General features: G+C 69.6%; 21 protein-coding genes. 11 read left to right on the top strand and 10 right to left on the bottom strand.

The features are described from left to right. Window positions 1-575: 575 nt before the first annotated feature. A complete protein-coding gene (locus ACOJUJ_RS00225; protein WP_420124824.1) occupies window positions 576-1,946 on the bottom strand; it encodes a transposase in 1,371 nt (456 codons plus the stop codon). 1,027 nt (window positions 1,947-2,973) lie between these two features. Between ACOJUJ_RS00225 and ACOJUJ_RS00220 the strand changes: the two genes are divergently transcribed. The 3 genes from ACOJUJ_RS00220 to ACOJUJ_RS00210 are packed head-to-tail and all read left to right on the top strand — an operon-like array spanning window position 2,974 to window position 4,983. Continuing rightward, complete coding sequence (locus ACOJUJ_RS00220) at window positions 2,974-3,363, top strand: VOC family protein (RefSeq protein WP_420124823.1); 390 nt, start codon at window positions 2,974-2,976, stop codon at window positions 3,361-3,363. 28 nt (window positions 3,364-3,391) lie between these two features. Next, complete coding sequence (locus ACOJUJ_RS00215; RefSeq protein WP_420124822.1) at window positions 3,392-4,507, top strand: alpha/beta fold hydrolase; 1,116 nt, start codon at window positions 3,392-3,394, stop codon at window positions 4,505-4,507. After that, window positions 4,504-4,983, top strand: a complete 480-nt coding sequence (locus ACOJUJ_RS00210; RefSeq protein ID WP_420124821.1) for a hypothetical protein — start codon at window positions 4,504-4,506, stop codon at window positions 4,981-4,983. The genes ACOJUJ_RS00215 and ACOJUJ_RS00210 overlap by 4 nt, the downstream gene beginning before the upstream one ends. 97 nt (window positions 4,984-5,080) lie before the next feature. Here the strand turns inward: ACOJUJ_RS00210 and ACOJUJ_RS00205 are convergent, their stop codons facing one another. From ACOJUJ_RS00205 to ACOJUJ_RS00170, 8 genes are all read right to left on the bottom strand, one after another. After that, window positions 5,081-5,278 carry a hypothetical protein gene (locus tag ACOJUJ_RS00205; protein ID WP_420124820.1) on the bottom strand — a complete coding sequence of 66 codons (198 nt, stop codon included), beginning with the start codon at window positions 5,276-5,278 and terminating at the stop codon, window positions 5,081-5,083. Between the two features lie 293 nt (window positions 5,279-5,571). Beyond that, the gene (locus ACOJUJ_RS00200; protein WP_420124819.1) at window positions 5,572-6,933 is read right to left on the bottom strand and encodes a sigma-54-dependent transcriptional regulator; all 1,362 of its coding nucleotides are present in this window, start codon (window positions 6,931-6,933) and stop codon (window positions 5,572-5,574) included. 480 nt (window positions 6,934-7,413) lie between these two features. Beyond that, window positions 7,414-8,022, bottom strand: coding sequence for a hypothetical protein (locus ACOJUJ_RS00195; protein WP_420124818.1), 609 nt, complete (start codon window positions 8,020-8,022; stop codon window positions 7,414-7,416). Window positions 8,023-8,667: 645 nt separating this feature from the next. Next, window positions 8,668-9,837 carry an aminotransferase class V-fold PLP-dependent enzyme gene (locus tag ACOJUJ_RS00190; RefSeq protein WP_420124817.1) on the bottom strand — a complete coding sequence of 390 codons (1,170 nt, stop codon included), beginning with the start codon at window positions 9,835-9,837 and terminating at the stop codon, window positions 8,668-8,670. A 4-nt stretch (window positions 9,838-9,841) separates the two neighbouring features. Further along, entirely contained in the window at window positions 9,842-10,087 is a 246-nt protein-coding gene (locus ACOJUJ_RS00185; RefSeq protein ID WP_420124816.1) for a hypothetical protein, read from the bottom strand. Window positions 10,088-10,147: 60 nt separating this feature from the next. After that, window positions 10,148-10,984 carry an ATP-dependent sacrificial sulfur transferase LarE gene (larE, locus tag ACOJUJ_RS00180; RefSeq protein ID WP_420124815.1) on the bottom strand — a complete coding sequence of 279 codons (837 nt, stop codon included), beginning with the start codon at window positions 10,982-10,984 and terminating at the stop codon, window positions 10,148-10,150. 361 nt (window positions 10,985-11,345) lie between these two features. Continuing rightward, window positions 11,346-12,008 carry a signal peptidase II gene (locus ACOJUJ_RS00175; RefSeq protein WP_420124814.1) on the bottom strand — a complete coding sequence of 221 codons (663 nt, stop codon included), beginning with the start codon at window positions 12,006-12,008 and terminating at the stop codon, window positions 11,346-11,348. Window positions 12,009-12,141: 133 nt separating this feature from the next. Beyond that, window positions 12,142-12,567 carry a DUF6010 family protein gene (locus tag ACOJUJ_RS00170; RefSeq protein WP_420124813.1) on the bottom strand — a complete coding sequence of 142 codons (426 nt, stop codon included), beginning with the start codon at window positions 12,565-12,567 and terminating at the stop codon, window positions 12,142-12,144. A 337-nt stretch (window positions 12,568-12,904) separates the two neighbouring features. On the opposite strand from ACOJUJ_RS00170, the gene ACOJUJ_RS00165 reads away from it, so the two are divergent. The 8 genes from ACOJUJ_RS00165 to ACOJUJ_RS00130 all read left to right on the top strand — a co-directional run bounded on the left by ACOJUJ_RS00165 (window position 12,905) and on the right by ACOJUJ_RS00130 (window position 24,131). Further along, window positions 12,905-15,208, top strand: coding sequence for a DUF2723 domain-containing protein (locus ACOJUJ_RS00165; RefSeq protein WP_420124812.1), 2,304 nt, complete (start codon window positions 12,905-12,907; stop codon window positions 15,206-15,208). Window positions 15,209-15,570: 362 nt separating this feature from the next. Next, on the top strand, window positions 15,571-16,611 hold the full coding sequence (locus ACOJUJ_RS00160) for an HmuY family protein (protein ID WP_420124811.1): 1,041 nt from the start codon (window positions 15,571-15,573) through the stop codon (window positions 16,609-16,611). Then, window positions 16,608-18,905 carry a TonB-dependent receptor gene (locus ACOJUJ_RS00155; RefSeq protein ID WP_420124810.1) on the top strand — a complete coding sequence of 766 codons (2,298 nt, stop codon included), beginning with the start codon at window positions 16,608-16,610 and terminating at the stop codon, window positions 18,903-18,905. Before ACOJUJ_RS00160 ends, ACOJUJ_RS00155 begins: the two co-directional genes overlap by 4 nt. Further along, window positions 18,806-19,609, top strand: a complete 804-nt coding sequence (locus tag ACOJUJ_RS00150) for a sirohydrochlorin chelatase (RefSeq protein WP_420124825.1) — start codon at window positions 18,806-18,808, stop codon at window positions 19,607-19,609. Before ACOJUJ_RS00155 ends, ACOJUJ_RS00150 begins: the two co-directional genes overlap by 100 nt. 114 nt (window positions 19,610-19,723) lie before the next feature. After that, window positions 19,724-19,906 carry a DUF1540 domain-containing protein gene (locus tag ACOJUJ_RS00145; protein ID WP_420124809.1) on the top strand — a complete coding sequence of 61 codons (183 nt, stop codon included), beginning with the start codon at window positions 19,724-19,726 and terminating at the stop codon, window positions 19,904-19,906. Between the two features lie 597 nt (window positions 19,907-20,503). Next, the gene (locus ACOJUJ_RS00140; RefSeq protein ID WP_420124808.1) at window positions 20,504-22,375 is read left to right on the top strand and encodes a M61 family metallopeptidase; all 1,872 of its coding nucleotides are present in this window, start codon (window positions 20,504-20,506) and stop codon (window positions 22,373-22,375) included. Window positions 22,376-22,500: 125 nt separating this feature from the next. Continuing rightward, entirely contained in the window at window positions 22,501-23,241 is a 741-nt protein-coding gene (locus ACOJUJ_RS00135; RefSeq protein ID WP_420124807.1) for a glutaminyl-peptide cyclotransferase, read from the top strand. Window positions 23,242-23,576: 335 nt separating this feature from the next. Then, entirely contained in the window at window positions 23,577-24,131 is a 555-nt protein-coding gene (locus ACOJUJ_RS00130; protein ID WP_420124806.1) for a GNAT family N-acetyltransferase, read from the top strand. Window positions 24,132-24,260: 129 nt separating this feature from the next. Here ACOJUJ_RS00130 and ACOJUJ_RS00125 read toward each other — a convergent pair whose 3' ends face one another. Continuing rightward, on the bottom strand, window positions 24,261-24,659 hold the full coding sequence (locus tag ACOJUJ_RS00125; protein ID WP_420124805.1) for a DUF3221 domain-containing protein: 399 nt from the start codon (window positions 24,657-24,659) through the stop codon (window positions 24,261-24,263). Window positions 24,660-24,713: the final 54 nt, after the last annotated feature.

Below are 24,713 nucleotides of genomic sequence, written 5' to 3'. Positions count from 1 at the left end.
GGCTGGCTCGGCGGCACCGGTCCAGCCCCGGGGTGTTGCCAGCGAGATCCTTCGGTCGGCGCTAAAGGTCTTTGTCGCAGCAGGTTCGGAGCGGCGCATCCCTCAGGAAATAAGCTCTTGGTCGATTCTTAAACACACTCTGAGATCGGTTATCCTGAACTGAGGGAGGCGCCGCGCTACATCCTCTTGTACGAAGGGGCTTTTGCGCCGACCCAAGGATCGTGTCTGCCCGAGCGAGGGACTTGAACGGCTCCCGAGGGCTGGGCCTCGCACGACCCGACAAAAGATCCTTCGGTCGCGCGCAGGTTTTTGTGGTTGTGAAAGTTGGGGGTGTGCGCTCCCTCAGGATGACACCGGGCCCCCGACGGGAGCAGGTGAGGTTTGGCACTCTCCGCGGAAGCGTCGCACGCGTCCTTTGGCGGTTAGCGAAGGACTCTGTCTGCCTGGCTGAAGAACGTGAACGGCTCCCGAGGGCTGGGCCTCGCGCGACCCGACAAAGATCCTTCGGTCGCGCGCAAGCTTCTGTGCGAATGGAAGTTAGGGGCGTGGCGCTCCCTCAGCTTGACTTTGGCCCTTCAGGCGGCGTAAGCCAGAGTTTGCGCCCAGTGCTCAAGCAGCGATGCTGGAATTGTGGCGCTCTCGCGGTCTGACGGCGAGTACGACATAAATTCGCTTGCCCAGAGTCGGCGCCGCACGGCGGCGATGGCATCGCTGAAAGTGAGCGCCGGCTTCAGATACCACGCCGCCTGTCGGGGCATCAGTCCCCCAGAGCGATGAAGGCGCTCGGCGAGGAGCGTCACGATGGAGAAAAGCCCAAGCAGGACGGGCGTGGTACGCTCGATCGCCAGGCGCGACCACTGACGCTGTGTCTCGACTCCGAGATGGCGGCGCGTCTCGGCGAAGGTGACCTCCATCTGCCAGCGCCGCACAAAGTAGGAGAGGATGCGCGTCGGGCGAAGCGACTCGTCCGTGCAGAGGTAGCCGCGCGGCTCCAGCTTGCCGTCCGGATCTCTGACCAGCACGAAGCGGCCGCGTGCGGGTGGCTTGCCCTTGTAGTACCAGATGGCGGTGAAGGTGGTGATCTCGACCGCCTTCTCGGTGCGGCCGTACCAGTTGCGCAGGCGGATCGTCTGCCACTGGGTGTCAGGATCATTCAGGCGCTGTTGCAGGCTGGGCAGGCGCTCTCCAACGCGCCGCTTGCGGCCGCGCTTTCCAGGAGGGGGAAGCGGAGGCGGGGCGTACAGCCCGCCGTCCAAGCGCACCTGTGTGATGAGGGTGACGTGATCGCGCACGCTGGCGACGAACTCGTACGTGGCGTATGTGCTGTCGCAGACCAGGATGATCCTGCGATCTGCCACCCAGCGGCGGACCTGCTTGACGAGTTGGCGCCCCCACTCGGTGATGGACTTGTGCCGGATCCCCCGCTGCTCCGCGTATCGTTCGGAGGGAGCAAGCGCCGTCAGAAAGGGGAGCGCCCAAACGCGGTCTGCAAACGGGACTCGCACGAGCAGCATGACGGAAATCCAGCGCAGGCCGCTTGCCTTGACGAAGTGCCCACGGCTGGAGCGGACGGGATCGCGATAGATGCCGCGCTTCTCGATTTTCTTGCCCCAGCGACGTTCAATCGTTTCGTCGAGGCCGATGACGATCGGTCCTCGCGTGACGAAGACGGTGATGAGCAGCCAGAGCAGGATGCGGCTTGCCTGCAGCGCACTCCAGCGGGCACGAGAAAGTACCCTGTGGTAGTTCTGAAACGTGCGCCGTGTCTCCAGGCCCGTTATGCGTAGCGCCGCGGTGACGGTGCGCCTGCCGGGTGAAAGCAGGGCGCCGATCAGCAGCTGGCGAGCGTTACTGAACGTCGGCTGTGTGAAGAGCGGTGCGAAGGAGAGGACAAGCGCCTCGAACTCGGCGAATCCGGATCCAGCGGCGGCGATAGGAAAGCACATGCACCCAATGTAAACTGGACGGGTGTTTGGGCGAGACCTCCCGCCGCGTCACGATGTCAACTTGGACAAAGTCGAGCTGAGGGAGCACACACCCGCAACTCTCACGAACGCCGAAGCTTGCGCGCGACCGAAGGATCTTTGTCGGGTCGCGCGAGACCCAGCCTCCGGGAGCCGTTCAACGGCGGCACGGTGTCATCCTGAGGGAGCGCACGCCCGCAACTTTCAGAACCACCGAAGCTTGCGCGCGACCGAAGGATCTTTGTCGGGTCGCGCGAGGCCCAGCCTCCGGGAGCCGTTCAACGGCGGCACGGCGTCATCCTGAGAGAGCGCACGCCCACAACTCTCAGAACCACCTAAGCTTGCGCGCGACCGAAGGATCTTTGTCGGGTCGCGCGAAACCCAGCCTCCGGGAGCCGTTCAACGGCGGCACGCTGTCATCCTGAGAGAGCGCACGCACGCAACTCTCACGAACGCCGAAGCTTGCGCGCGACCGAAGGATCTTTGTCGGGTCGCGCGAGGCCCAGCCCCTCGGGAGCCGTTCAACGGCGGCACGGTGTCATCCTGAGGGAGCGCACACCCGTAACTCTCACGAACACCGAAGCTTGCGCGCGACCGAAGGATCTCTGTCGGGTCGCGCGAGACCCAGCCTGCGGGAGCCGTTCAACGGCGGCACGCTGTCATCCTGAGACAGCGCACGCCCGCAACTCTCACGAACGCCGAAGTTTGCGCGCGACCGAAGGATCTTTGTCGGGTCGCGCGAGACCCAGCCTCCCGGGAGCCGTACCAGCTGGCCCAGTCAGGCAAACAAGGTCCTTCGGTCGGCACCAAACCTTTGCGTGAGAGCAGTTTGCGGAGCGACGCCTCCCTCAGGATGACTGATCGCGGGACCAGTCTCGCACCATCGCGGGGGTACAACGGCACGCCCTGCGACCAGGCCGCGGACCCGCTTCTCTTTCGGCTTCGGCGCGGCGAGAGAATATTCCGACCGAGGCAAGCCGGCGACGACAAGCGGAAAGGTTTAGGAGAGATGCAGATCTTCCACGGCATCAACGTCGTATCCATCGCCGTACCCGATCTGGCGACCGCGCGGGATTTCTACCGCGACGTGCTGGGGCTGGGCGAGCCGCTCTATGATCTGCCGGAGGCGGGGTGGATCGAGTTCGGCACCGGCGGCGCGGGCGGCAACCTGGCGCTCACGGCAGCGGAGCCCGGGTGGCAGCCGTCCACCGGCACCACCATCGTTCTCGACACGCCGGACTGCCACGCCTCGTGCGCCGAACTCCGCGCGCGCGGCGTGCGCTGCGACGATCCCGTGGTCTTTCCCGGCTTCGTCACCTGGTGCAGCTTCTACGACCCCTTTGGCAACCGCCTGCAGATGGCCGGCCCGGCGCCGGAATCCAACAGCGGCACCGGTTGAGAGCATCCCATCAGCCGGAAAGCAACCCATGCCCCGCCACCGGCTGATCTGCATCCTCCCCATGCGCCTGACCGTCGCCCTGCTGGTTGCGTGTGCCGCCTGTGCACCCGGCCGCGCACAACCCGCTTCTCCCCCGCCGTCACCAGCCGCGGCCGCCGAGTGCGGCGAGCCCCGCGTGGACCCGGGTGAGCGGTGGACCGACCCGTCGCCGCACCGGTGCGCGTACGTCGCGGTGAACGGCATCCGCCTGCAGTACCTGGACTGGGGAGGCCGCGGCGAGCCCGTGGTGCTGCTGCACGGCAGCGGCAGCACCGCGCACAGCTTCGACGACCTGGCGCCGCGGCTGACGGACCGGCATCGCGTGCTGGGGCTTACCCGGCGCGGGCACGGCCACTCCGACCACTCGGACGGCGGCTACACCATCGCGCAGACGGCGGCGGACGTTCTCGCGTTCCTCGATGCGCTGGGCATCCGCCGCGCGCACCTGGTGGCGCACTCGCTGGCCGGCGCCGAGATCACGCGCCTGGCCACGGAGCACCCGGACCGCGTGGCGTCGCTGGTGTACCTGGACGCGCTGCCGGACTGGCAGGCGGAATGGGCAATGGTGGACGCGCCGGTCGCGCGCCCCACACCCGCCGCGGGATTTGGATCGATGGCGGAGCGGGTGGAGTGGCTGCGGAGGTACTTCTACGGCTTCTGGACCCCGGCGCTGGAGGCGGACCTGCGCTACGGGCGGCCCAACCGTGAGGCGGTGGACGCGCTGGATGCGGACGCGGTCCCCCTCGCCCCCGCCTACGCCGGCCTTCGCGCCCCCGTGCTGGTGATCCACACCACTCGTTCGCTGCGCACCCGCTTTCCCTGGCTGCTGGAGCCCACCGCCGCTCCGGGTGAGCGCGACGCGGCGCAGGCGTGGCTGAACCGGCATCACAATCCCAACGCGCTCGCCGTCGTCGAGCGGTTCCGGCAGCAGGTCCCCGGCGCGCGCGTCGTGGTAATCGAGGGCCACCACTACATCCACAACTCCAACCCGGAGCCCGTCGTCGCCGAAATCCGCGCGTTCCTGGAACACAGCGAGCGCGCTCTCCGGATGCCGCCTGGCGCCAGTCACACGCGGCGAGTCTCACGCGTTGTGGTGGAGCCGTGATTCACCGCGGCGCCACGCATCCTGTCGGTTCCTTCGCCCCGATTCAGGAGATTGCCATGATCCGTACGATTCGTCAGACGATCACCCTGTTGTTCGCCAGCCTTCTCGCCGCCTGCTCGGATGCCACGGGCGCCACGCAACCGCAACGCGTCGATCTGGATTTCCGCATCGAGCGCCTGCAGACGGAGCCGGCGTTCGTGGTCAGCGACGGAAACGGGGAGGTGAAGATCCGGGGCAACTTCCTGGCGCCGTGCAGCGGCTACCAGGGCAGCGCCGAAGCCGACGTGTTGCTGCACGTGCTCACGGTCCGGCTGACCGGCACGCAGAACGGCATCTGCTTCGCGGCCCTTGAAAACATCGGCTACCAGGCCACCGTCCACAACGTGCCGCCGGGCGTGTACCGCCTGGTGGTGGTGCACGCGATCAACGATCGGCCGGGCGCCGTGGCGCTGGACACATCCGTGCACGTCCAGTAGGAGGACTGAGCCGGCAGCACCCGGCAAACGAAAACCGGCGGGCCCGATTGAAATCGAGCCGCCGGTTTTCCCTATCACCTCTGTGGCTGTGCGGCATTCACATCCGCACCACGCCCAACGCGAACAGCAGCGCGACCAAGCCGCCCAGGATGGCCGACCAGAACGCCCACAGCTTGTAGAACGCAAGCTGCGGGTGCAGGCGCTTGTACATCCACGCCAGGATCCACCCGCAGCCGAACGTCCCCGCGAACCACGCCGCGCCAATGATCAGCCAGTCGGTGCCCTCGATGCCCATCAGTCCGAACTCGGCATGAAACGGTGATTTCCTGATCGGAGGGAGGCGCCACGCTGAACCCTCTGCTTGTCGCGACCTTGCGCGCCCGCCATAGGATCATCCCCTGCAAACCCGGAAGCCTTGAACGGCCCCCCAGGGCTTGGGCCGTCGCGACCCGACAAAGATCCTTCGGTCGCGCGCAAGCTCTTGTGGCTATGATGGTTCAGGCGTGCGCTCCCTCAGGATGACAGTGTGCTGCCGGGGGAACAGCTGAGGTTTCTCGACCCTCTCAAGAAGAGCGCTTCTGTCCCGGATCAGCCTTCGCGCACCAGTTCGTAGCGCTCGATCTTCTTGTACAGGTTGCTGCGGGGCATGTCGAGCAGGCGCGCCGTCTCGCTGACGTTCCAGTCGTTCTCGCGCAGCTTCTGCAGGATAAAGGCGCGCTCGGCCGCCTCCTTGAACTCCGCGAAGGTGTTGCACCCCAGCAGGTCGCCCGACAGGCCGCCACCCTTCATTCGCCCGCCCACCAGCAGTTCCACGTCGTCCGCGGCCACCGTGGCGCCGGACGCCAGGATCATCAGCCGCTCCACCGTGTTGCGCAGCTCGCGCACGTTGCCGGGCCAGTCCATCCGCTGCATGCGGTCCAGCGCGTCGTCCGTGAACGGCTTGGGGCGCAGGTTGGCGTCGCGTGCGTACGATTCCGTAAAGTGGCGAACCAGCATGGCGATGTCTTCGCGGCGCTCGCGCAGCGGGGGCACGTGCAGGGGGATCACGTTCAGGCGGTAGTACAGGTCCTCGCGAAAGCGCCCGCCCTTGATCTCCTCCTCCAGGTCCTTGTTGGTGGCCGCCAGCACACGCACGTCCACCGTGATCGGCTTGGCGCCGCCCACCCGCGTGACGATGCCCTCCTGCAGCGCGCGCAGCACCTTGGCCTGCGCCTGGAGCGACATGTCGCCGATCTCGTCCAGGAACAGCGTGCCGCCGTCAGCCAGTTCGAACTTGCCCGCACGGTCCTCGTGCGCGCCGGTAAACGAGCCCTTCATGTGGCCAAACAGCTCGCTTTCGATGAGCTCGGACGGGATGGCCGCGCAGTTCACCTCGATGAACGCCTTGTCGCCGCGCGGGCTAAGGCGGTGGATGGCGCGCGCCACCAGCTCCTTGCCCGTGCCGTTCTCGCCCGTCACCAGCACGCGCGCGTCCGTGGGCGCCACCTTCTCCACGCGGTCCAGAACCTGCCGCAGCGCGAAGCTGCGGCCCACGATCTGGTGCCGGCTCTCGATCTCGCCGCGCAGCCGCGCGTTTTCCTGCACCAGCCCCTGCGTCTGCAGCGCGTTGCGCAGCACGACGAGCAGTCGGTCGGTGTCCAGCGGCTTTTCCAGAAAGTCGAAGGCGCCGCGGCGGGTGGCCTCGACCGCGGTGTCGATGGTCCCGTGGCCGCTGATCATGATGACCACCGCCGCCGGGTCGTTCTCGCGGATCTTGGTCAGGGCCTCCAGCCCGTCCATCCGCGCCATCTTGACGTCGAGGAAGGTGACGTCGGGGTGAAACTCTCCGTGGATGGCGATGGCCTCTGCCCCGCCGCCCGCCGAGCGCACCTCGTGGTCCTCGTATTCGAACAGCTGGTGCAGGACGCGCCGGATGCCTTCCTCGTCGTCAACGACCAGAATGCGTGCCATCGTCGTGTGCCTTGAATATCGTCAGTGGAGTAGACTTCAACGGATTGGAACTGCTTTTGATTTGGGCGTGCCCCTCCGCTGCGCTCCGGGTCGGGCTGCGCGCGCCGTAGGCAACGATACAACTGTTGCCAACGGCGCCGAGCCCCCGGCGCTCACGTGCGGATGCGCGTTTCCGACACGACTGTGCATGCGCGCCGGGTTCTCGGCCCTGCGGGCGCGCATCCCTCACGCGTGGGGCCCCTCCCCCGGCCCCTCCCCGCTCGTTCCTCGCGGAGAGGGGAGAATTTGATCGCGGTTCGGAAGGCGTCGCGCGGTTCGAACCGCGCCCATTCGCTCCCTGGGCGGACGCGCACCGAGACGTCTTTATCCGCTCCTGGAGGCGGACGCATCTTGCATCACCGCTCTCGCGCTCGTCCGATCGGTTCCATCGCCGCTAGAAGAACACTCCAGACCACGTCTTACCCTCATCCGCCCCCGGCTTCAGCGCCGCGTACCGGGAGCAAGGACCAGCATCCCGTTCTCCACGCGCGCGGCCGCCACGCCGGGAGGCAGCTGGAACGCCACCTCGTCGCGCTCCAGGCCGGGCTCGTCCATCCCCCCCACGCGGTCCAGCACGGCCAGAAAGTGCTCGCGGGGGATGGGCAGGATCTCGAACTTGACAGACTCTACCTTGAGCGCCGCACGGCCGGGCGCCAGCATCCGCATCTTGCCGTCGACGCTCACGTTGGCCGTATCGGCGATGAAGTCGGCGGCGGGGCCCAGCCGCCGCAGGTCGCGCTCGGGGATGCGGTCACGGGGCAGACGGCCGTTCACCTTTACCGTCTCGCCCGCAAAGGCCACGTTGGGCAGTTCCAGGTCGCCCGTGCTGAAGCGCTCCGCCATGCGAAAGCGGATATAGCTGGTGAACTCGGCGCCGCTCAGGCGCACCGTGTCACCCTCCTCGCGCAGCCGCTCCAGCTTGCGCTCCGCCGACGCCGCCGCCGCTTCCGAGACCTCCGTCACCACCCGGTCCTGCCAGGGCCCGGGGATCATCCCGCGAAACATCCACGCTCCGCCCGCCAGCACCGCCAGCAGAACGAGCAAGATCACCTTCCCTGCCACTCCACGACGAGCCATCGCTCATTCCTTTCGTGTTCCCGCTCAACCACCTCTATATCCCGCCGCACCGAACCCCGTCGGATCACCAGGCGGAGGGGAAGCCGCACCGGACGCAACACATCGCCGTACCGAGTCCGCCAAGTCCGACGAGTGCGACGAGTGCGCCAAAGTCCGTCGGTCCCCCGAACCGCGAAGCCTACCGCGTCCACCGAATCCCCGAATCGCAGATATCCTCAGATTCCACAGAGTCCGCAGGTATCCTCAGATTCCACCGAGTCCGCAGATTCCCCAGTCGCCAAGTCCGCACCAGGAGCGAATAAATTCGCCGCTGGAACTGCGCGAAGTCCGCCTTCGCGCCGCCTTCGCGGACTGTAGCCGCGACTCTATCGCCGCTCCCCCAGCGATCGCGGCGACCGCTTGTGTTGCGGACGCGCAGGTGCGTGGGATGTCGCACATCGCCGGGCCGCCGAGTCCGCGCAGGCGGACTTTGCGACTTTCCAGCGGCGAATTTGTTCGCTCCTGATGCGGGACGGCACTGTACCCGGCCAGATCGCGACGAGCATCTCCGACGCCTTTACGAACGCCGCGTGCAATCCGTTTCCGGGCCGTCCCGTCCGGTGGACGGCGGCCGCAGAGCTACCCGCGCCTGCTGCCTTTTGTTTCCGCGATGCGCGCCACCGCCGCCGCCGCGCGGTCCACGTCCTCCGCCGTGGTCGCCCAGCCGAGCGACAAGCGGATGGCGCCCGTCGCGCCGGTGCCCAGGAGCGTGTGCGACTCCGGTGCGCAGTGCAGCCCCGCGCGCACCAAGACGCCGAACTCGCGGTCCAGCCGCAGCGCCGCCTCCGCCGGATCGATCTCGTCGATGGTGATCATCACGATCCCGGCGCCGTCCGCGCCGTGCATCGGGCTCTGCATCACCACGCCGGGAACGTCGTACAGCGCCTCCCACAGCCGCTGCTTGAGGCGGGTTTCGCGTCGATGCACGGCATCTACCCCGTGCTCCAGCAGCCACTCCACCCCGGCCAGCAGCCCGGCGATCCCGGGGCCGTTCATCGACCCCGCTTCCAGCCGGTCCGGCAGCGTATCCGGCATGTCCGGCGAATCCGAATCGCCGCCCGTCCCCCCGAAGAAAGCCGGCGGCAGCTCGATCCCTTCGCGAACCCACAGCCCGCCCGTCCCCTGCGGCCCCAGCAGCCCCTTGTGGCCCGTAAAGGCGAGCAGGTCGATCCCCATCCGCTCAACGTCGATCGGCAGGTGGCCGGCGGACTGCGCCGCGTCCATCAGCACCAGCGCCCCCGCCTCGTGCGCCATCCGCGCCAGGTCCGCCACGGGGAGCACGTTGCCGATCACGTTGTTGGCGTGGGTGATAACCAGCAGCCGCGCGCCCTTCAACGCATGCTCCACCTCGAACATGCTCAGGCCGCCGTGCACGTCGCCCTCGATCACCACCGCCTGCACGCCGCGCTGCTTGAGCGCCAGCACGGGGCGGCGGACGGCGTTGTGGTCGTATTCCGTCCGGACCACGCGGTCCCCCGGCCGCAGCAGGCCGAAGAGCGCCGTGTTCAGCGCCTGGGTGGCGTTCAGGTGAAAGGTAAGGCGGCCAGGATCGCCGGGGGCGTTGAAGAGCTGCGCCAGCTTCCGCCGGCAGCGCAGGACGATGCGCCCCGCGTCTACCGCACGGCGGTGCCCCGCGCGGCCGGGGGTGGCGCCCACGTCCCGCAGGTAGCGCGCGACGGCTTCCGTCACCGTGTCGGGGCGGACGGCGGAGGTGGCCGCGTAGTCCAGGTAGATGACGTCGTCCGTCACCGCGTCAGCCGCCGTCGTCGTCCCGCGGGGCCAGGTCTAGCGCGACGTAGCGAAAGCCGAGCGCCTTGACCTCCGCCGCGATCGCCGCCCCCTCGTCGCCCAGCATACGCCCCCACGCATCGCCCGCCACCCGGACCGCGGCGATCTCGCGCTCGTGCCCGTCGACGGATACGTCCGCCGCCACGCCACGCGTCGCGAATATGCGCTCCGCTTCCGCCACCCGCGGATCGTCCATCTCCATCCCGTTCACCCGTTCACCCGTTCACCCGTTCACCCGTTCACCCGTTCACCCGTTCACCGAATCGCCCGTTCACCCAAACGCCCCCAGCTGCACCAGCTGCGCGCCGGCCAGCCCCTCGTTGAGCGAGCCGCGGCGGTAGCCCTGCAGGTCGATCAGCACGCGCCGGAACCCCGCCGCGCGCACCGCCTCCGCGATCCCCGCCCGGTGCTCCGCGACGCGGGCGATCTCCGCGGGATGCACCTCCAGCCGGGCCAGGCCGTCGTGGTGGCGCACGCGAAAGTCGCGAAAGCCCAGCGCGCGCAGCGCCAGCTCCGCCGTCTCGATCTGCCGCAGCCGCTCCGGCGTGACAGCGATGCCGTAGGGGATGCGGCTGGCCAGGCACGGCGCCGCGGGCTGGTCCCAGGTGGGCAGCCCCAGCTCGCGCGACCACTCGCGGATCTCGGCTTTGGTGAGCCCCGCCTCCAGCAGCGGCGAGCGAACGGCGTTCTCCGTCGCCGCCACGGCGCCGGGACGATGGTCGCCCACGTCGTCGGCGTTGCTGCCGTCCAGCACGGCGCCCATGCCGCGGTCGCGCGCCACGTCCGCCAGCCGCGTCCACAGCTCGCTCTTGCAGAAGTAGCAGCGGTTGCTGGGGTTGGCGGCGTAGCGCGGGTCCCGCATCTCGTGCGTTTCCAGCTCCAGCCAGGGGATGCCGAAGCGCTCGGCCACCTCGCGCGCCGTGTCTTCCATCCAGCTGGCGATGCTGTCGCTTTTGCCCGTGACCGCCAGCACGTTGGGCGCGCCCAGCACGTCGACGGCCACGCGGGCCAGGAACACGGAATCCACCCCGCCGCTGTAGCCGATGACGACGGAGCCGCACTCGCGAAGAACGTCCGCGAGGCGCTGGCGCTTGCTATCCGGGGCCATCACTTCTGCTTCTGAGAGAACAAAAAAACGGGCGCGCCCAAGATAGGCGCGCCCTCCCGTACCCCGCCAGCCGCGTTCCGGGCCTTCAGAAGGGTGTCGCTAAACCTCTCCGACGAGATTCAAAAGCCAGTCATCCTGAGGGAGCGCCGCCGGCAACCTGAACTTGCGCAGTCCTTGCGCGCGACCGAAAGACCTTCTCTCCGATCGCGATGGGCATGATCCACGCCGGGCATCCAGCCCCCGGATTCTGCCGGCAAGGTCCTTCGGCCGGCGCCAACCTCCTTCGTACGAGCAATATACCGTGCGGCGCCGCCCTCAGGATGACTGACCATGGGGCAGGCCTGGAGCCACCCAAACAGCCTCAGGCCGTGTTGGGCTCCGGGCCGCGCGGGTGCACGGGCACGGTGCCGCGGCCGCGGCGGGCGCGGCCCATCATCTCGAACACGATCACCGGGATGGCCAGCGGCACGGACAGGAACAGGGCAAGGTCGGCCACGTTGCCCGGCGGCAGCCAGTAGTCGCCGTAGCGCAGCGACAGGTAGTCCGTGACCCCCCAGTGCAGCACCCGCTCGCCCAGGTTCCCCAGCATTCCGCCCAGGACAAAGCCCACGAACACCCACGCCCAGCGGCGGTGGTGGTTGGGCAGCCGGTGGGCGCGCCCCACGATCTGCAGCAGCACCAGAATGCCCAGGATGGCGGCGATAAAGGCGATGACCTTGCGGCCGCCCAGCGGAAAGTTGGCCCACAGCCCCAGGATCATGGCCGGGTTGCGCACGTGCCAGAAGGCCACGCGCCCCTCGATGACCTCGCGAAAGGCGCCGATGGGCATGGAGGCGGAGATCGCGGCCTTGGTACTCCAGTCGAGGAGCGCGATCCCCAGGGCAATGAACAGGCTGGGGCGCCAGCCGCGGATGGGCTGGTAGTCGGCCGCGCGGCGTCCGGGCGCCGCGCCGGGACGCTGGTCCGTGCGCCGCTGCGCCAGCAGCCGCTTGAACAGGCGATCGAATCGGGAGGGGGTAGACACCACGACCCTGCGATGACGGTGTACGGGTGCGGCCGGCGCATTCGGCCCGCCGCCGACGCCCCGCGGTTCAAGATGCGGGCCGGAGCCGGACGGGCGGTGCGGCGTCTCGCGTGAACCCCGGCGCCGGAAGGACTTAGCCGCCGAGGGTGAAGAAGACGACCATGCCGGCGATGGCCCAGTCCCACGCGGCGCAGAAGGGGGGAAACCAGCGGCGGACGCCGTGCCCCACGCCGCCGGTGTGGTGCACCAGGTCCCACACGCCGTGCAGGATGAAGCCCAGCGCCATCCACAGCGGCGTCCAGAACAGCGACAGCAGCCCAAAGCCGATGAGCAGCGCGGCAAAGGCGCCCTCGAACACCACCCGCCCCCGGCTGCCGCCATTGAGCGCCGCGCCGTAGTAGATGCCGCCGGTAAAGGCAAGCAGCAGCGCCAGCAGGTCGAACGCGCCGTCCGGGTGCTTGAGGAACAGGAAAAGGAACGGCGCCGCCAGCGCGAACCCCGCCAGAACGGGGAGCAGCGGGGCGCGCCTGCGCGCGGGGGCGGGGGATTCGGCTTGCATCCGGCTCGTGATCGGCGTCCGCGGTGAATCGTCCACCGGGGACGATACGCCCCCGCCGCTCCGCTGGCTAGTCGCGGCACACGATCCTCCCATCGAGCCCTTGCATCCAACTTCCCGCCCCGCGCCGGCATCCCATCAGCCACGGGTGACGATCGGGCGATGGACGCGCCACGCCTCCCGACGCCGTCACCTCGGTGCTTTCGGACGCGGGAACTCTCGCACTTTCGCACTCCCGCACTCTCGCACTCCTTCCCACGCCCCCGCCAACCGCTTACTTTCGATGCGTTTTGCCCCAAGAGCACGCTCCACATCCCGTATCTCACGGCCGAGTGGTTTCATGAGCCAAGCCGCATCCCCCGCGCGGGTTTCGCCCCGCGTGGAGCTGGTTGACGCACCCGCCCACCATCGCCCGCCCTACCTGTGGGCGCTGGCGTCGGCGGCGGCGCTGTTCATCCTCTACGCCATCACCCTGGCGCCCAGCACGGCGTTCTGGGACACCAGCGAGTACATTGCCACGGCGCACATCCTGGGCATTCCGCACCCGCCGGGGAACCCGCTGTTCGTGCTGCTGGCGCGCGCGTGGGAGCTGCTGCTTTCGCCGCTGGGGCTGCCGGTGGCGGTGCGGATCAACCTGTTCTCGGCGTTCATGAGCGTCGGGAGCGCGTTCTTCTGGTACCTGGTAGTGCACCGCATCCTGGTGTCGTTCACCTCCAACGAGACGGTGCGGCGGGTGGGTGCGTTCGCCTCGGTGTGGGTGGCGGGGACGGCGTTCACCGTGTGGAACCAGAGCAACGTGAACGAAAAGGTGTACACCGTCACGCTGTTCACCATCGCGCTGATGTCGTGGATCGCGTTTCTGTGGCGCGACCACGTAGAGGAGCACCGCGGGCAGAAGACCCGCCTGTGGCGCGACGACAACGCCATCGTGCTGGTGGTCTTCGTCCTGGCACTCTCGGTGGGCAACCACCTGATGGCGTTTCTGGCGGCGCCGGCGCTGTTCGTGTTCCTGGTGCTGGTGAAGCCCCGGGTGCTGGGAAACTGGAAGCTGTACCCGGCCATGGCGGGCGTGGCGGTGCTGGGGCTGTGCGTGCAGCTGTACCTGCCCATCCGCGCCAACCAGGACCCCGTCATCAACGAGGCGGCGCCCAAGTGCGAGAACATGGTGACGGCCGTGGCCTCGGCGGTCACCCTGGGGCGTTACGCGGGCGACTGCCCCGACCTGGCCTCGGCGCTGCGGCGCGAGCAGTACCAGAAGCCGCCCATGACGCAGCGGATGGCGCCGTTCCCCGCGCAGATGGCCAACTTCTTTCAGTACTTCGACTGGCAGTGGGCCCGTTCGCTCAGCGGCCGCGACGGCTTCTTTGGCGCCGCGCGCATGCCCTTCACCATGCTCTTTCTGCTCCTGGGCATCTGGGGCGCCAAGGAGCACTACGCGCGGGACCGCAAGAGCTTCTGGTACATCGCCGTCCTGTTCTTTACGCTGTCGTTCGGGCTGGTCTACTACATGAACTTCAAGTACGGGTACGTCCAGCAGCAGCAGATGGGCTACCCGGACAGCGAGGTGCGCGAGCGCGACTACTTCTACGTCATCACCTTTTCCGTGTGGGGGCTGTGGGTGGGCGTGGGGCTCACCTCGCTCTGGCTGCGGCTTAGCCAGGCGCTGGGAAGCGGGCGCAGCATGGTGATGGCGGCCAGCCCGGTGATGGCGCTGGCGCTGATCCCCCTGCTGACCAACTGGAAGTACGCCACCCGTGAGGGCGACTACGCCGCGCGCGACTTTGCCTACAACGTGCTGCAGTCGGTTGAACCGTACGGAGTGCTGATCACCAACGGCGACAACGACACCTTCCCCCTGTGGTACCTGCAGGAGGTGGAGGGCATTCGCCGCGACGTTACGGTGATCGTGATGTCGTACTTCAACACGCCGTGGTACGTAAAGCAGCTGCGCGACATCACCACGCCGTGCTCCACGCCCAACGCGGCGATGGAGGACCCCACGCGCATCATCTGCCAGCGTCCGTTCGATCCGTCCAAGGCGCCGCGCATCTACGGCAACCCGAAGGCGCCCACGCGCCCCATCCTGCAGCTTACGGACGTGCAGATCGAGGAGATCACCAACTCGGGCGGGTTGATGTCGACGGACGACATGGGCTTCGAGGCGCGGGGGATGGCGTTCAAGCTGCCCCCCAACCAGGAGATCTACCCGGCGCACCAGTTTGTGACGATGATGCTGCAGAGCACCTGGGGCGACCGCCCCATCTACTTTGCGGCCACCACCAACACGCACCTGGAGCTGGGGCTGGTGCAGCAGACGTCGCGGCAGGGGCTTGCCTACAAGATGCTGGACCCCAACGGCACGGCCGGCCTGCTGCCCATGCCGGCGGACCCCACCATCATGCAGTTCACGGGCGGGTACTTTGACGTGCAGCGCAACGTGGAGCTGGTGGAGCGCGTGTTCATGTTCCGCAACATGCCCGAGCGCGCCGTCTGGGCCGACGACGCCACGCGCAACATCCCCATGCAGTACTACTATGCCTTTGCCGCCATGGCCACCGTGGCCGACATGCGGCAGGACCAGGCCGGGGTACAGAAGTACACGCAACGCGCGGAGGCCTTCCAGGCGCTGGCGCAGGAGCGGTAGCCCGCCGTCTCCGCACGAACCGCGGGTGTCACGCGGAGGGCCGCGGAGGCGCGGAGGCGCGGAGGCGCGGAGGCGCGGAGGCGCGGAGAAATGCGCCCGAATTTCCGCCCTGCGCCTCCGGGTGAGACGTGAGGACCGGGGTAACGGTTCGATGGATGGATGAAGAAGCGCCCCGCCGGCTGGTCCGGCGGGGCGCTTCTTCGTTGCCGGTGTCCGGCGGCGCGGAGCCGGGGACGTGGAGCAACGCGCTTCGCGTCCCCGCGTTTTGGCGCACGGCGCACGGGCGAGCAGAAAACTCTTGCGGTTCGATGTTCAGCAACTTACGATGAGTTTGAAACTCATTCTCAACCGCATCCACGACGATGACCAGACTGCTCGCTCCGCTTGCCGCCGCGCTCCTCATCCTTCCCGCGTGCGACGGCAACCCCGCCGCCGGTGACGACGACGGCGCGCCGCAGGTGCTTTCCGTAACTCTGGACGGCTCCGCCGGCTGGGCCTACGCCGACCTGGACGCCGCATCCCCCGCCATGGCCGTGGCCAACCCCGGCGCCAACGCGGAGTGGGACATCGCCGTCAACGCCACCAGCGTGATGCTGAACGGCGGGCAGGCGGGGCCGGGGGGCGTGACGGGGTGGTGCCTGTGCCAGAACGCGGCGGCGACGGACGCGCAGGTGCAGGCCTTTACCGCTGACGGCAACCTGGCCGCGTTCACGGCCGCCACCGCCGCCACGGCGCCGGTGGACCCGGCGGCGTGGCGGGTGGACTCGCTCACCTCGGCCTTCTCCGGCTGGTGGTCGTACAACCCCGTCACGCACGTGGTTTCCGCCAACCCGGCAAAGGCGTTCTACGTCCGCACCGCGGAGGGCGCGGCGTTCGCCAAGCTGCGCGTGGTGGCGCTGGCCGACGCACAGCGCGCGCACGCCGGCAAGGTGACGCTCGAGTACGCGGTGCAGCCCTCCGCCAGCGCGCCGCTGGGCGCCACGAAGCAGACGACGGTCGACGTCTCCGGCGGGCGCGTGTACTTCGACCTGGCGACCGGCGCCGTCTCCACGGCGGCGGACTGGGACCTGGCGCTGGAGGGCTACGACATCCGCGTGAACGGCGGCGCGAGCGGCGGCGGGCAGGCGGGCGCCGTGGCCGCCACCGAGGCGTTCGACGCCATCACCAGCGCGGCCTCGCCCCCGGCTACAGCGTTCAAGGGCGACAGCTACGGCGGCGTCTTCAAGGCCAAGCCGTGGTACCGCTACAACCTGACCGGCAGCGACCACCAGGTGTGGCCCACCTTTGACGTGTACCTGCTCAAGCGCGGCGACACGGTGTTCAAGGTGCAGCTCACCTCGTACTACGGCCCGGCCGGCGAGCCCCGCCGCATCACCGTACGCTACGCAAAGATCGCCGGATGACCGTGCTTCGGGGGTTGGCGGCGGCCGCGGCGCTGCTCTTCGCCAGCGCGGCCGCCGCGCAGGAGCGCGTTTTGGGGACGGTGACGGAAGCAGGGACGGGCGCACCCGTGGCGGGGGCAAGGATCCAGGCCGGCGGCGCCACCGCGTCGTCGGACGGGGCGGGCGGGTGGTCGCTCATGCTTCCCGCCGGCGTCCACGCGGTGGAGGTGCGGCACCCTGGCTACGCCGCGGTGCGGACCGAGGTGGCGGTGCCGGCGGACGGCTCCGTCCGCATCGCACTCACCCCGCGCCCGCTGCGGATGGAGACGATGGTAGCCACCGCGTCGCGCCGGCTGCAGACGCTGGGCGAGGCGCCGGTGGCGACGGAGGTAGTCGACCGTGCCCGCATCGAAGCCGGGGGCGCCACCGACCTGGCCGGCGTGCTGGCGATGGTGCCGGGGGTGGAGGTTCAGGGCGGGCACCCGGTGGGCACCGGCGTCTACCTGCAGGGGCTGGGGTCGGAGCGGGTGCTGGTGCTGATCGACGGCGAGCCCGTGGTGGGCCGCATCAGCGGGGAGATCGACCTTACGCGGCTGCCGGTTGCGGACGTGGAGCGGGTGGAGGTGGTCAAGGGGCCGCAGTCCACGCTCTACGGCTCCGAGGCCATGGGAGGGGTCATCAACCTGATCACCCGCGCTCCCCAGCCGGGCGCGCCGGCGGGCGGGGTACAGCTCACCGGCGGATCGAGCGGCCGGCGCGACGGCGTGGCGCACGCGCGCGCCTCCGCGGGCGCGGTGGACTGGACGGCGCGCGGCGGCTTGCGCGACGTGGACCTGGTCCCCGGCCAGGATCGGCCGCTGGACGCCGGCACCCGGCGCTGGGACGGCAGCGCCCGCGTGGGCTGGCGCGCCGCGCCCGCGCTGCGGGTAGAGGCGGGCGGCTGGCTGGTGGAGGAAAGCCAGCGCTGGCGCACGGGGCAGCTGTACCAGTTCGCCGACAACCGGCAGTGGAGCGGCCGTCTGTCCGCCGCGTGGACCGCGGGCGCGCACCGCCTTGTCCCCTCGCTGTACCTGGCGGGGTTCGAGCACGCGCTGAGCCGCGCCAGCGGGCCGGTGCCCGTGGACGGCGGCGACCGCGAGGTGCAGCGGCTGGCCGAGGCCGCGCTGGCCTACACCGGGACCGTGCGTGGGTTGACGGTGGACGGCGGCGCGGAGCTGCGCCAGGACTGGACCCGCAGCGACCGCGTGGAGGGCGAAGAGCGTGACGCCACCGCGCTGGACGCGTACGGCCAGGGAACGTGGACGGCGGGCGCGGTGAGCCTGGTGCCCGGCGTGCGCCTGTCGCACAGCAGCCGGTGGGGTGATCACTGGACGCCGCGCTTGGCCGCGGTGTGGCGACCCGCGCCGTCGCTGGCCGTGCGCGCCTCCGCCGGGGCGGGGTACCGGGCGCCCGCGTTCAAGGAGCTGCACATGGACTTTCTGAACGACGCCGCCGGCTACACCGTGCGCGGCAACCCGGCGCTGCGCCCGGAAGACTCGTTCAGCGTGAGCGCGGGCGCGGAGTGGGCGGGCCAGCGAACCTACCTGCGTGCCTCCGCCTTTCGCACGCGGTTCGACGACTTCATCGAGACGGTGGTGGATACCGCCGTCTCCACGCCGGAGTTGGCCGTCTACCGCTATCAGAACGTGGCGCGGGGGCGGACGGCGGGACTCGAGTTGCAGACCGGCGCCGTGCTGGGCGGCCTGCGGGCCGACGCCGGCTGGTCGTGGCTGGCGACGCGGGACGAGGCCAGCGGCCGGCCGCTCTTTGGACGGCCGGCGCACTCCGGGCGGCTGGCGCTGGCGTACGCGCGCGCGTCCGGGCTGCGCGTGGGGCTCACCGCGTCGTACACGGGCCGCACGCCGGAAGCGGAGGGCCAGGGCGTACTGCTGTACCGCGCATCCTACACGCGGCTGGACGGCCGCCTGTCGCACACGCTGCCGGCCGGGCTGGCCCTGGCGGTGGGGATGGACAACCTGACCGGCGCCGGCCCGGCGGGATGGCCGGGCTTCACCGGCCGCAACCTGTACGCAACGCTTTCCTGGACCGCCGGGGAGCGCAACTCATGCACATCCAGAACACCACCAGGAGAATGGGAACGATGTCGATCCGTACCGCCGCCGCGGCGCTGCTGCTGGCCGCCCTTCCGTCGCTGGCCGCCGCGCAGGGCGGATCGGTGGGCACGATCATCCTGGCCCACGGCGGCGACCGCGGCTGGAACGACCAGGTGCGCCCCGTCGCCGGCGCGGTGCGCACGGGCGGGCCCGTGGAAGTAAGCTTCCTGATGGGCCCCGAGGCGCCGCAGCACCGCTTTCAGGACGCGGCCAAGCGCCTGGCCGACGCGGGCGCCTCGCGTATCGTCGTGGTGCCGCTGCTGGTCTCCAGCCACAGCGGGCACTACGAGCAGATCCGCTGGCTGGCGGGCGAGACCGAGGCACTGGAAGAGATGATGCAGCACCACCTGCACATGGCCGGCATCGAGCGGGCGCAGGTGGCGGTCCCCATGCGCGTGGCGCGCGCCATCGACGACTCGCCCGACGTGGCGCGGGTGCTGGCGCAGCGCGCGCTCGCCCTGCAGCCGCAGCCGGCCGGGCGCGCCCTGTACCTGATGGGCCACGGCCCCAACGACGACGAGGCGTACGCGCACTGGATGCGCAACCTGCGCCCCGTCGCCGACTCCGTGCGCGCCGCCACCGGCTTTGCCAGCGTGGGCTTGGGGCTGGTGCGCGACGACGCCCCGGCCGAGGTGCGCGCGGCGGCGGTGGCGCAGGTGCGGGCCGAGATCCAGCGCCAGCACCAGGCCACGGGGCAGCCGGTGACGGTGGTGCCGGTGCTCATCTCCCGCGGCAGCGTGAGCGAGGTCAAGTTCCGCCGCGACCTCGAGGGGCTGCCGGTGGTGTACAGCGGCGAGCCCCTTCTTCCCCACCCCGGCCTGGCCCGCTGGATCGAGCAGCGCGTGCGCGAGAACGCCACGCGCTGAGCACGGATGAGAATGAGTCGCAAGTCTATGTAGATCGAATACTTGCGCGGTTCCGGGTTTGGCCCGCACCTTGCTTGTGTGCAGGGCAACCGAACCCGAACCCGGAGGACGAACATGCAGAACCCCCTTGAGAAGTCGCTCCCGCAGACGTCGGTGGTGGGCGCGTGCACGGTGACGGACTGCAAGTTCAACGAGAACCACGAGTGCCACGCCGGCAGCATCGAGGTTCGCGTGAGCTCCAACGGTGCCGAGTGCGGCACCTACACCCCGGAGCGCAACACCCGCCCGCGCCCGTAAAGCGGCACGGCGGAACCACGCTTCGAGGCGGGCGGGCGTCCATCAGGGCGCCCGCTTCGCGTTTGGGGATGTGCTTCGGACGGCCCGGCGGGCCCCCTCCGGGCCGGCACCACCGGCCCACCTCCCCCGAAACCGCCGGGGGAGGTTGGGTGTGAGGCGGACATTGGGGCGCTTCGGCGAATTGGGTGCGGGATGGTGGGCCGCCCCCCTCCCCGGCCCTCCCCCGCAAACTGCGCGGGGGAGGGAGGTGCGACGCACCTTGTCGAAACCGGATCGAAGTTCTCCCCTTTCTCCCGCGACAGCGGGGGAGAGGGGCCGGGGAAGAGGGGGCCTGTCGGGCGACAGTTCGATGCCCGTCGCCGAGCCCTCTACTGTCGGCAACCCTCTCCCCTCTCCGTGAGGAACGAACGGGGAGGGGCCGGGGGAGGGGCACCCCGACGACGCAGTTCGATCCCCGAACATCCCCGCCCGTCAGCCGCCCCGACGGAACATCCCGCCCCCTCCCCTGGTTCCACGCACCCGCCTCCCGCTGGCACCCGCCGCGCCGGGGTGCTAAATCTCCCGCAACCACCGTCTCCGCTCTCCGGAACATCCAAGATGCGCCCCATCCCGCTCCTCCGCCGTACTTCGCTCGCCGCGCTGGCCACCCTGCTGGCCGCCGGCCACGCCGCCGCGCAGGCCAGCGTAGAGTACGACGTCCGCTTTCCCAACCGTGCGCACCACGAGGCCCAGGTCACCGCCACCTTTCGCGGCGTCCCCGCCGGCCAGCCGCTGCAGCTGCGGATGAGCCGCAGCTCTCCCGGCCGCTACGCGCTGCACGAGTTCGCCAAGAACGTCTACGCCGTGCGCGCGGCCGACGGGCAGGGGCGGACGCTGGCGTTCACCCGCGCGGATCCGCACCAGTGGGACGTGGCGGGGCACGACGGCACCGTCACCGTCCACTACACCGTGTTCGGCGACCGCGCGGACGGCACCTACGCCGCCATCGACGCCAGCCACGCGCACCTGAACGCCCCCGCCACCTTCATGTGGGCGCGAGGGATGGAGAACGCCCCCATCCGCGCGCGCTTCGAGCGGCCGGACGGGTGGAAGGTGGCCACGCAGCTGGTGCCCACGGCCGACTCCGCCGTGTTCACCGCGCCCAACCTGCAGTACTTCCTGGATTCGCCGGTGGAGGTGAGCCCCTGGGACGTGCGCAGCTGGACCGTCCCCGGCCCGGACGGCCCGCAGACCATCCGGCTGGTCCTTCACCACCTGGGCACGGCGGAAGAGGCGGACCGCTACGCGGACAAGGCGCGCAAGGTGGTCGCCGAGCAGATCGCCGTGTTTGGCGAGGCGCCGCGCTTCGACTTTGGCACCTACACCTTTCTGGCGGACTACCTGCCCTGGGTGGCGGGTGACGGGATGGAGCACCGCAACAGCACCGTCATCATCAACCGCCGCCCGCTGGCCGAGGGCGAGATGGCGAACCTGGGCACGCTGTCGCACGAGTTCTTTCACGCGTGGAACGTGGAGCGCATTCGCCCCGCCGCGCTGGAGCCGTTCGACTTTACCCGCGCCAACATGAGCGGCGAGCTGTGGTTCGCCGAGGGCTTCACCAGCTACTACGACGACCTGTTCATCCGCCGCGCTGGGCTCCTCACGGACTCGGCGTACGCGGCGGGGATCGGCGGGTCCATCGTGTCGCCCGTCGTCACGGCGCCGGGGCGACGCTATTTTTCGGCGGTGGAGATGAGCATGCAGGCGCCGTTCGTGGACGCGGCGTCCTCCATCGACCCGCACAACCGCGGCAACACCTTCCTCTCCTACTACACGTGGGGATCGGGGATCGGGCTGGGGCTGGACCTCACCCTGCGCACTCGCTTTCCCGGGGTGACGCTGGACGACTACATGCGCGCCATGTGGCGCGAGTTTGGCCGCGCGCAGACGGCGGAGCTGGCGCCGGCGCGGCCGTACACGCTGGCCGACCTGCGCCGCGTGCTGGGCGAGGTCACGCGCGACCCGGCGTTCGCGAACGACTTCTTTGACCGGTACATCGAAGGGCCCGAGGTGGTGGATTACGCCGCGCTGCTGGCGCGGGCGGGGTTCCTGCTGCGCAAGCCGGCCCCGGGGCGCCCCTGGCTGGGCGTGCAGCTGGGCCAGGGCGACGGTGGCGTGCTGGTGGACGACTGGCCCCTGTCCCACGGCTCGGTGTACCAGGCGGGGCTCAGCGCCGATGACGTGATCCTGTCGCTGGACGGCCGCCCCACCCCCAACCCCGACGCGCTGCGGGCGGTGCTGGACGCGCACCGCGCCGGCGACGTGGTTGCGGTAGAGTTCATGCAGCGAGGGCATCGCCGCAGCGGGTCGATGACGCTGGCGGAGAACCCCGCGCTGGAGGTGGTGGCGTACGAGGTGGCGGGAATGCCGGTGACGGCGGAGATGCGCGCGTTTCGCGGGGCGTGGCTGGGCTCGCGGGCGGGGCGATGACCATACGGAGGACGAGAATGCGAGTGCGTCTGCGGTTCGGAGGAGTGCTTGCCGCGGCGATGCTGGTCGTCGTCGCGTGCAGAGGCAGCAACGGAAATACACCTGAGGAGGGAGAAGAACCGCCGATGGAGCCGACCGCGCCGACGGTGGCCGTGCAGCAGGTACGCAGCTACCCGCACGATTCCACCGCCTTTACCCAGGGGCTGGTGTGGCGCAACGGAACGCTGTACGAAAGCACCGGCCGCTACGGCGAGTCGTCGCTGCGGCGGGTGGAGCTGGAGACCGGTCGGGTGCTCGACAAGGTCGACCTGGCCGCCACCTACTTTGCCGAAGGCCTGGCCGCGCTGGGCGATACGCTCTACCAGCTCACCTGGAAGGAGGGCGTGGCCTTCAAGTACGACGCCAACACCATGCGCCCCGCCGGGCAGGTAACGTACACGGGCGAAGCGTGGGGGCTTACCTCCGACGGGCGGCGGCTGATCGTAAGCGACGGGTCCAGCTACCTGACCTTTATCGACCCCGCGACGTTCCAGGTGGACACCACGCTGCGGGTAACCAATGGCGGGCAGCCCGTGGACCAGCTGAACGAGCTGGAGTGGGTGCGGGGCGAGGTGTGGGCCAACGTGTGGCACACGCAGGAGATCGTGCGCATTGACCCGGCCACGGGGCGGGTGAAGGGCAAGCTGGACCTTACCGCCATCATTCCCCCGGTGAGCGACCCAGAGGGCGTGCTGAACGGCACCGCGTACGACGAGCAGTCCAACCGGCTGCTGGTGACCGGCAAGCTGTGGCCCCGGCTGTACGAGATCAGCATCCCTTCGCTGGGGATCGGCGGAGGCGGCGCGGCGGCGGCCCCGGCGCCGTAGATGCAAGACGATGAAACCATCGGCGGCCTGCCCACGTACAGGATGGGCGTGAGAGCAGACCGTCGACATTCCTCCAACGCCAACCCGCCATGCTGGTTCTGCGTTTTCTCTTCAAGAGCCTGCTCCTGGGCGCCGTCACCCGGCTCCTGGGTGGGTTCTTCCCCATCGGCCGCAGGTTGCTCCGCTTGATCTGGCGCTGAAGGCGGCGGTTCTGACAGGCCGGCCGGACCCCGCACCCGCGGCGGTCCGGCCGGCGTTCGTCCGTTCGCCACCTTCGCGACGGAGCCCGCGCATCTTCCGCACGGCCGTCCGCCGTCCCTATCACCCGACTGTCCATGCCCGAACCGTCTACGCTGACCACCGCACGGCTGGTGCTGCGCCCGTTCACGGCGGACGACGCACCGGCGGCGCAGGCGTATGTGTCGGACGGCGAGCTGGCCAGCACCACGGCAGCCATCCCGCACCCGTACCCTGAAGGCGGGGCGGAGTCCTGGATCGCCACCCACGCGCGGCGCCACGAGGCCGGCGAGGCGGTGATCCTGGCGGTTACGCTCCGCGCGACGGGCGAGCTGGCGGGATCGGTCGAGATCCGGCTTGTGCCGGTGCACAGGCGGGCGGAGCTGGGCTACTGGATCGGCCGTCCGCACTGGGGGCGGGGATACGCTACGGAGGCCTCGGACGCGCTGCTGCGCTGGGCGTTCGACACGCTGGACCTGCACCGCGTCCACGCCGCGCACCTGGGGCGCAACCCCGCGTCGGGCGCCGTGCTGCGCAAAGTAGGCATGCGCCACGAGGGGCGGCTGCGCAGCCACTTTCCCAAGTGGGGTGTGATGGAGGACCTGGACGTCTACGGCCTCCTCGACGGCGAGCTTCCCCCGCGAGCAGGCTGATCGCGGAACGGCAGAACAGAAGGGGTACAGAGGAACAGACAAAAGCCGGAGATACAGAGGACCATCCTTTCCTCTGCGTCTCTGGCTTTTTCTGTTCCTCTGTACCCCTTCCTCAGTTTTCTTCGCGCATCAGCGCTCGACGACGACGGTCTGGGCGGTGGCCTGCACGGGGTACGATTCCGCCACCGGACCGGTGAACCACACCTGCACCTTCATCCCCACCTCCAGTTCCTGCGACGATCCGCGCGACACGGAGCCATCCGCGCGCCGCACCACGTCCGTCCCCGGACTCACGCTGATCCAGGCGACCGGATAGCCGGCGCTGCGCGTGGGGATCTGCTCCACCAGGATGCGCAGCCCTCCGTTCCTTCGGTCCACCTCCGTGATGTCGCCGATGATGCTCGCCGCGTCGGTGGGCACGCTGGCGCTCAGCCCGGGGCCGTCCGGCTCGCCCGGCGCGCTGGAACAGGCGGGCGCCGCCAGGCACGCCGCCATCGCCAGCATCCGCGTCAATCTCTCGATCCGCACCGTAGTCGTCTCCGCTCTATGTTCGTCGCTCGACCCGGCCGATAGAACGCGTGG

This window comes from Longimicrobium sp. (assembly GCF_048594345.1).
Taxonomy (GTDB): Bacteria; Gemmatimonadota; Gemmatimonadetes; order Longimicrobiales; family Longimicrobiaceae; genus Longimicrobium.
This window is presented reverse-complemented; position numbering and strand designations above follow the sequence as displayed.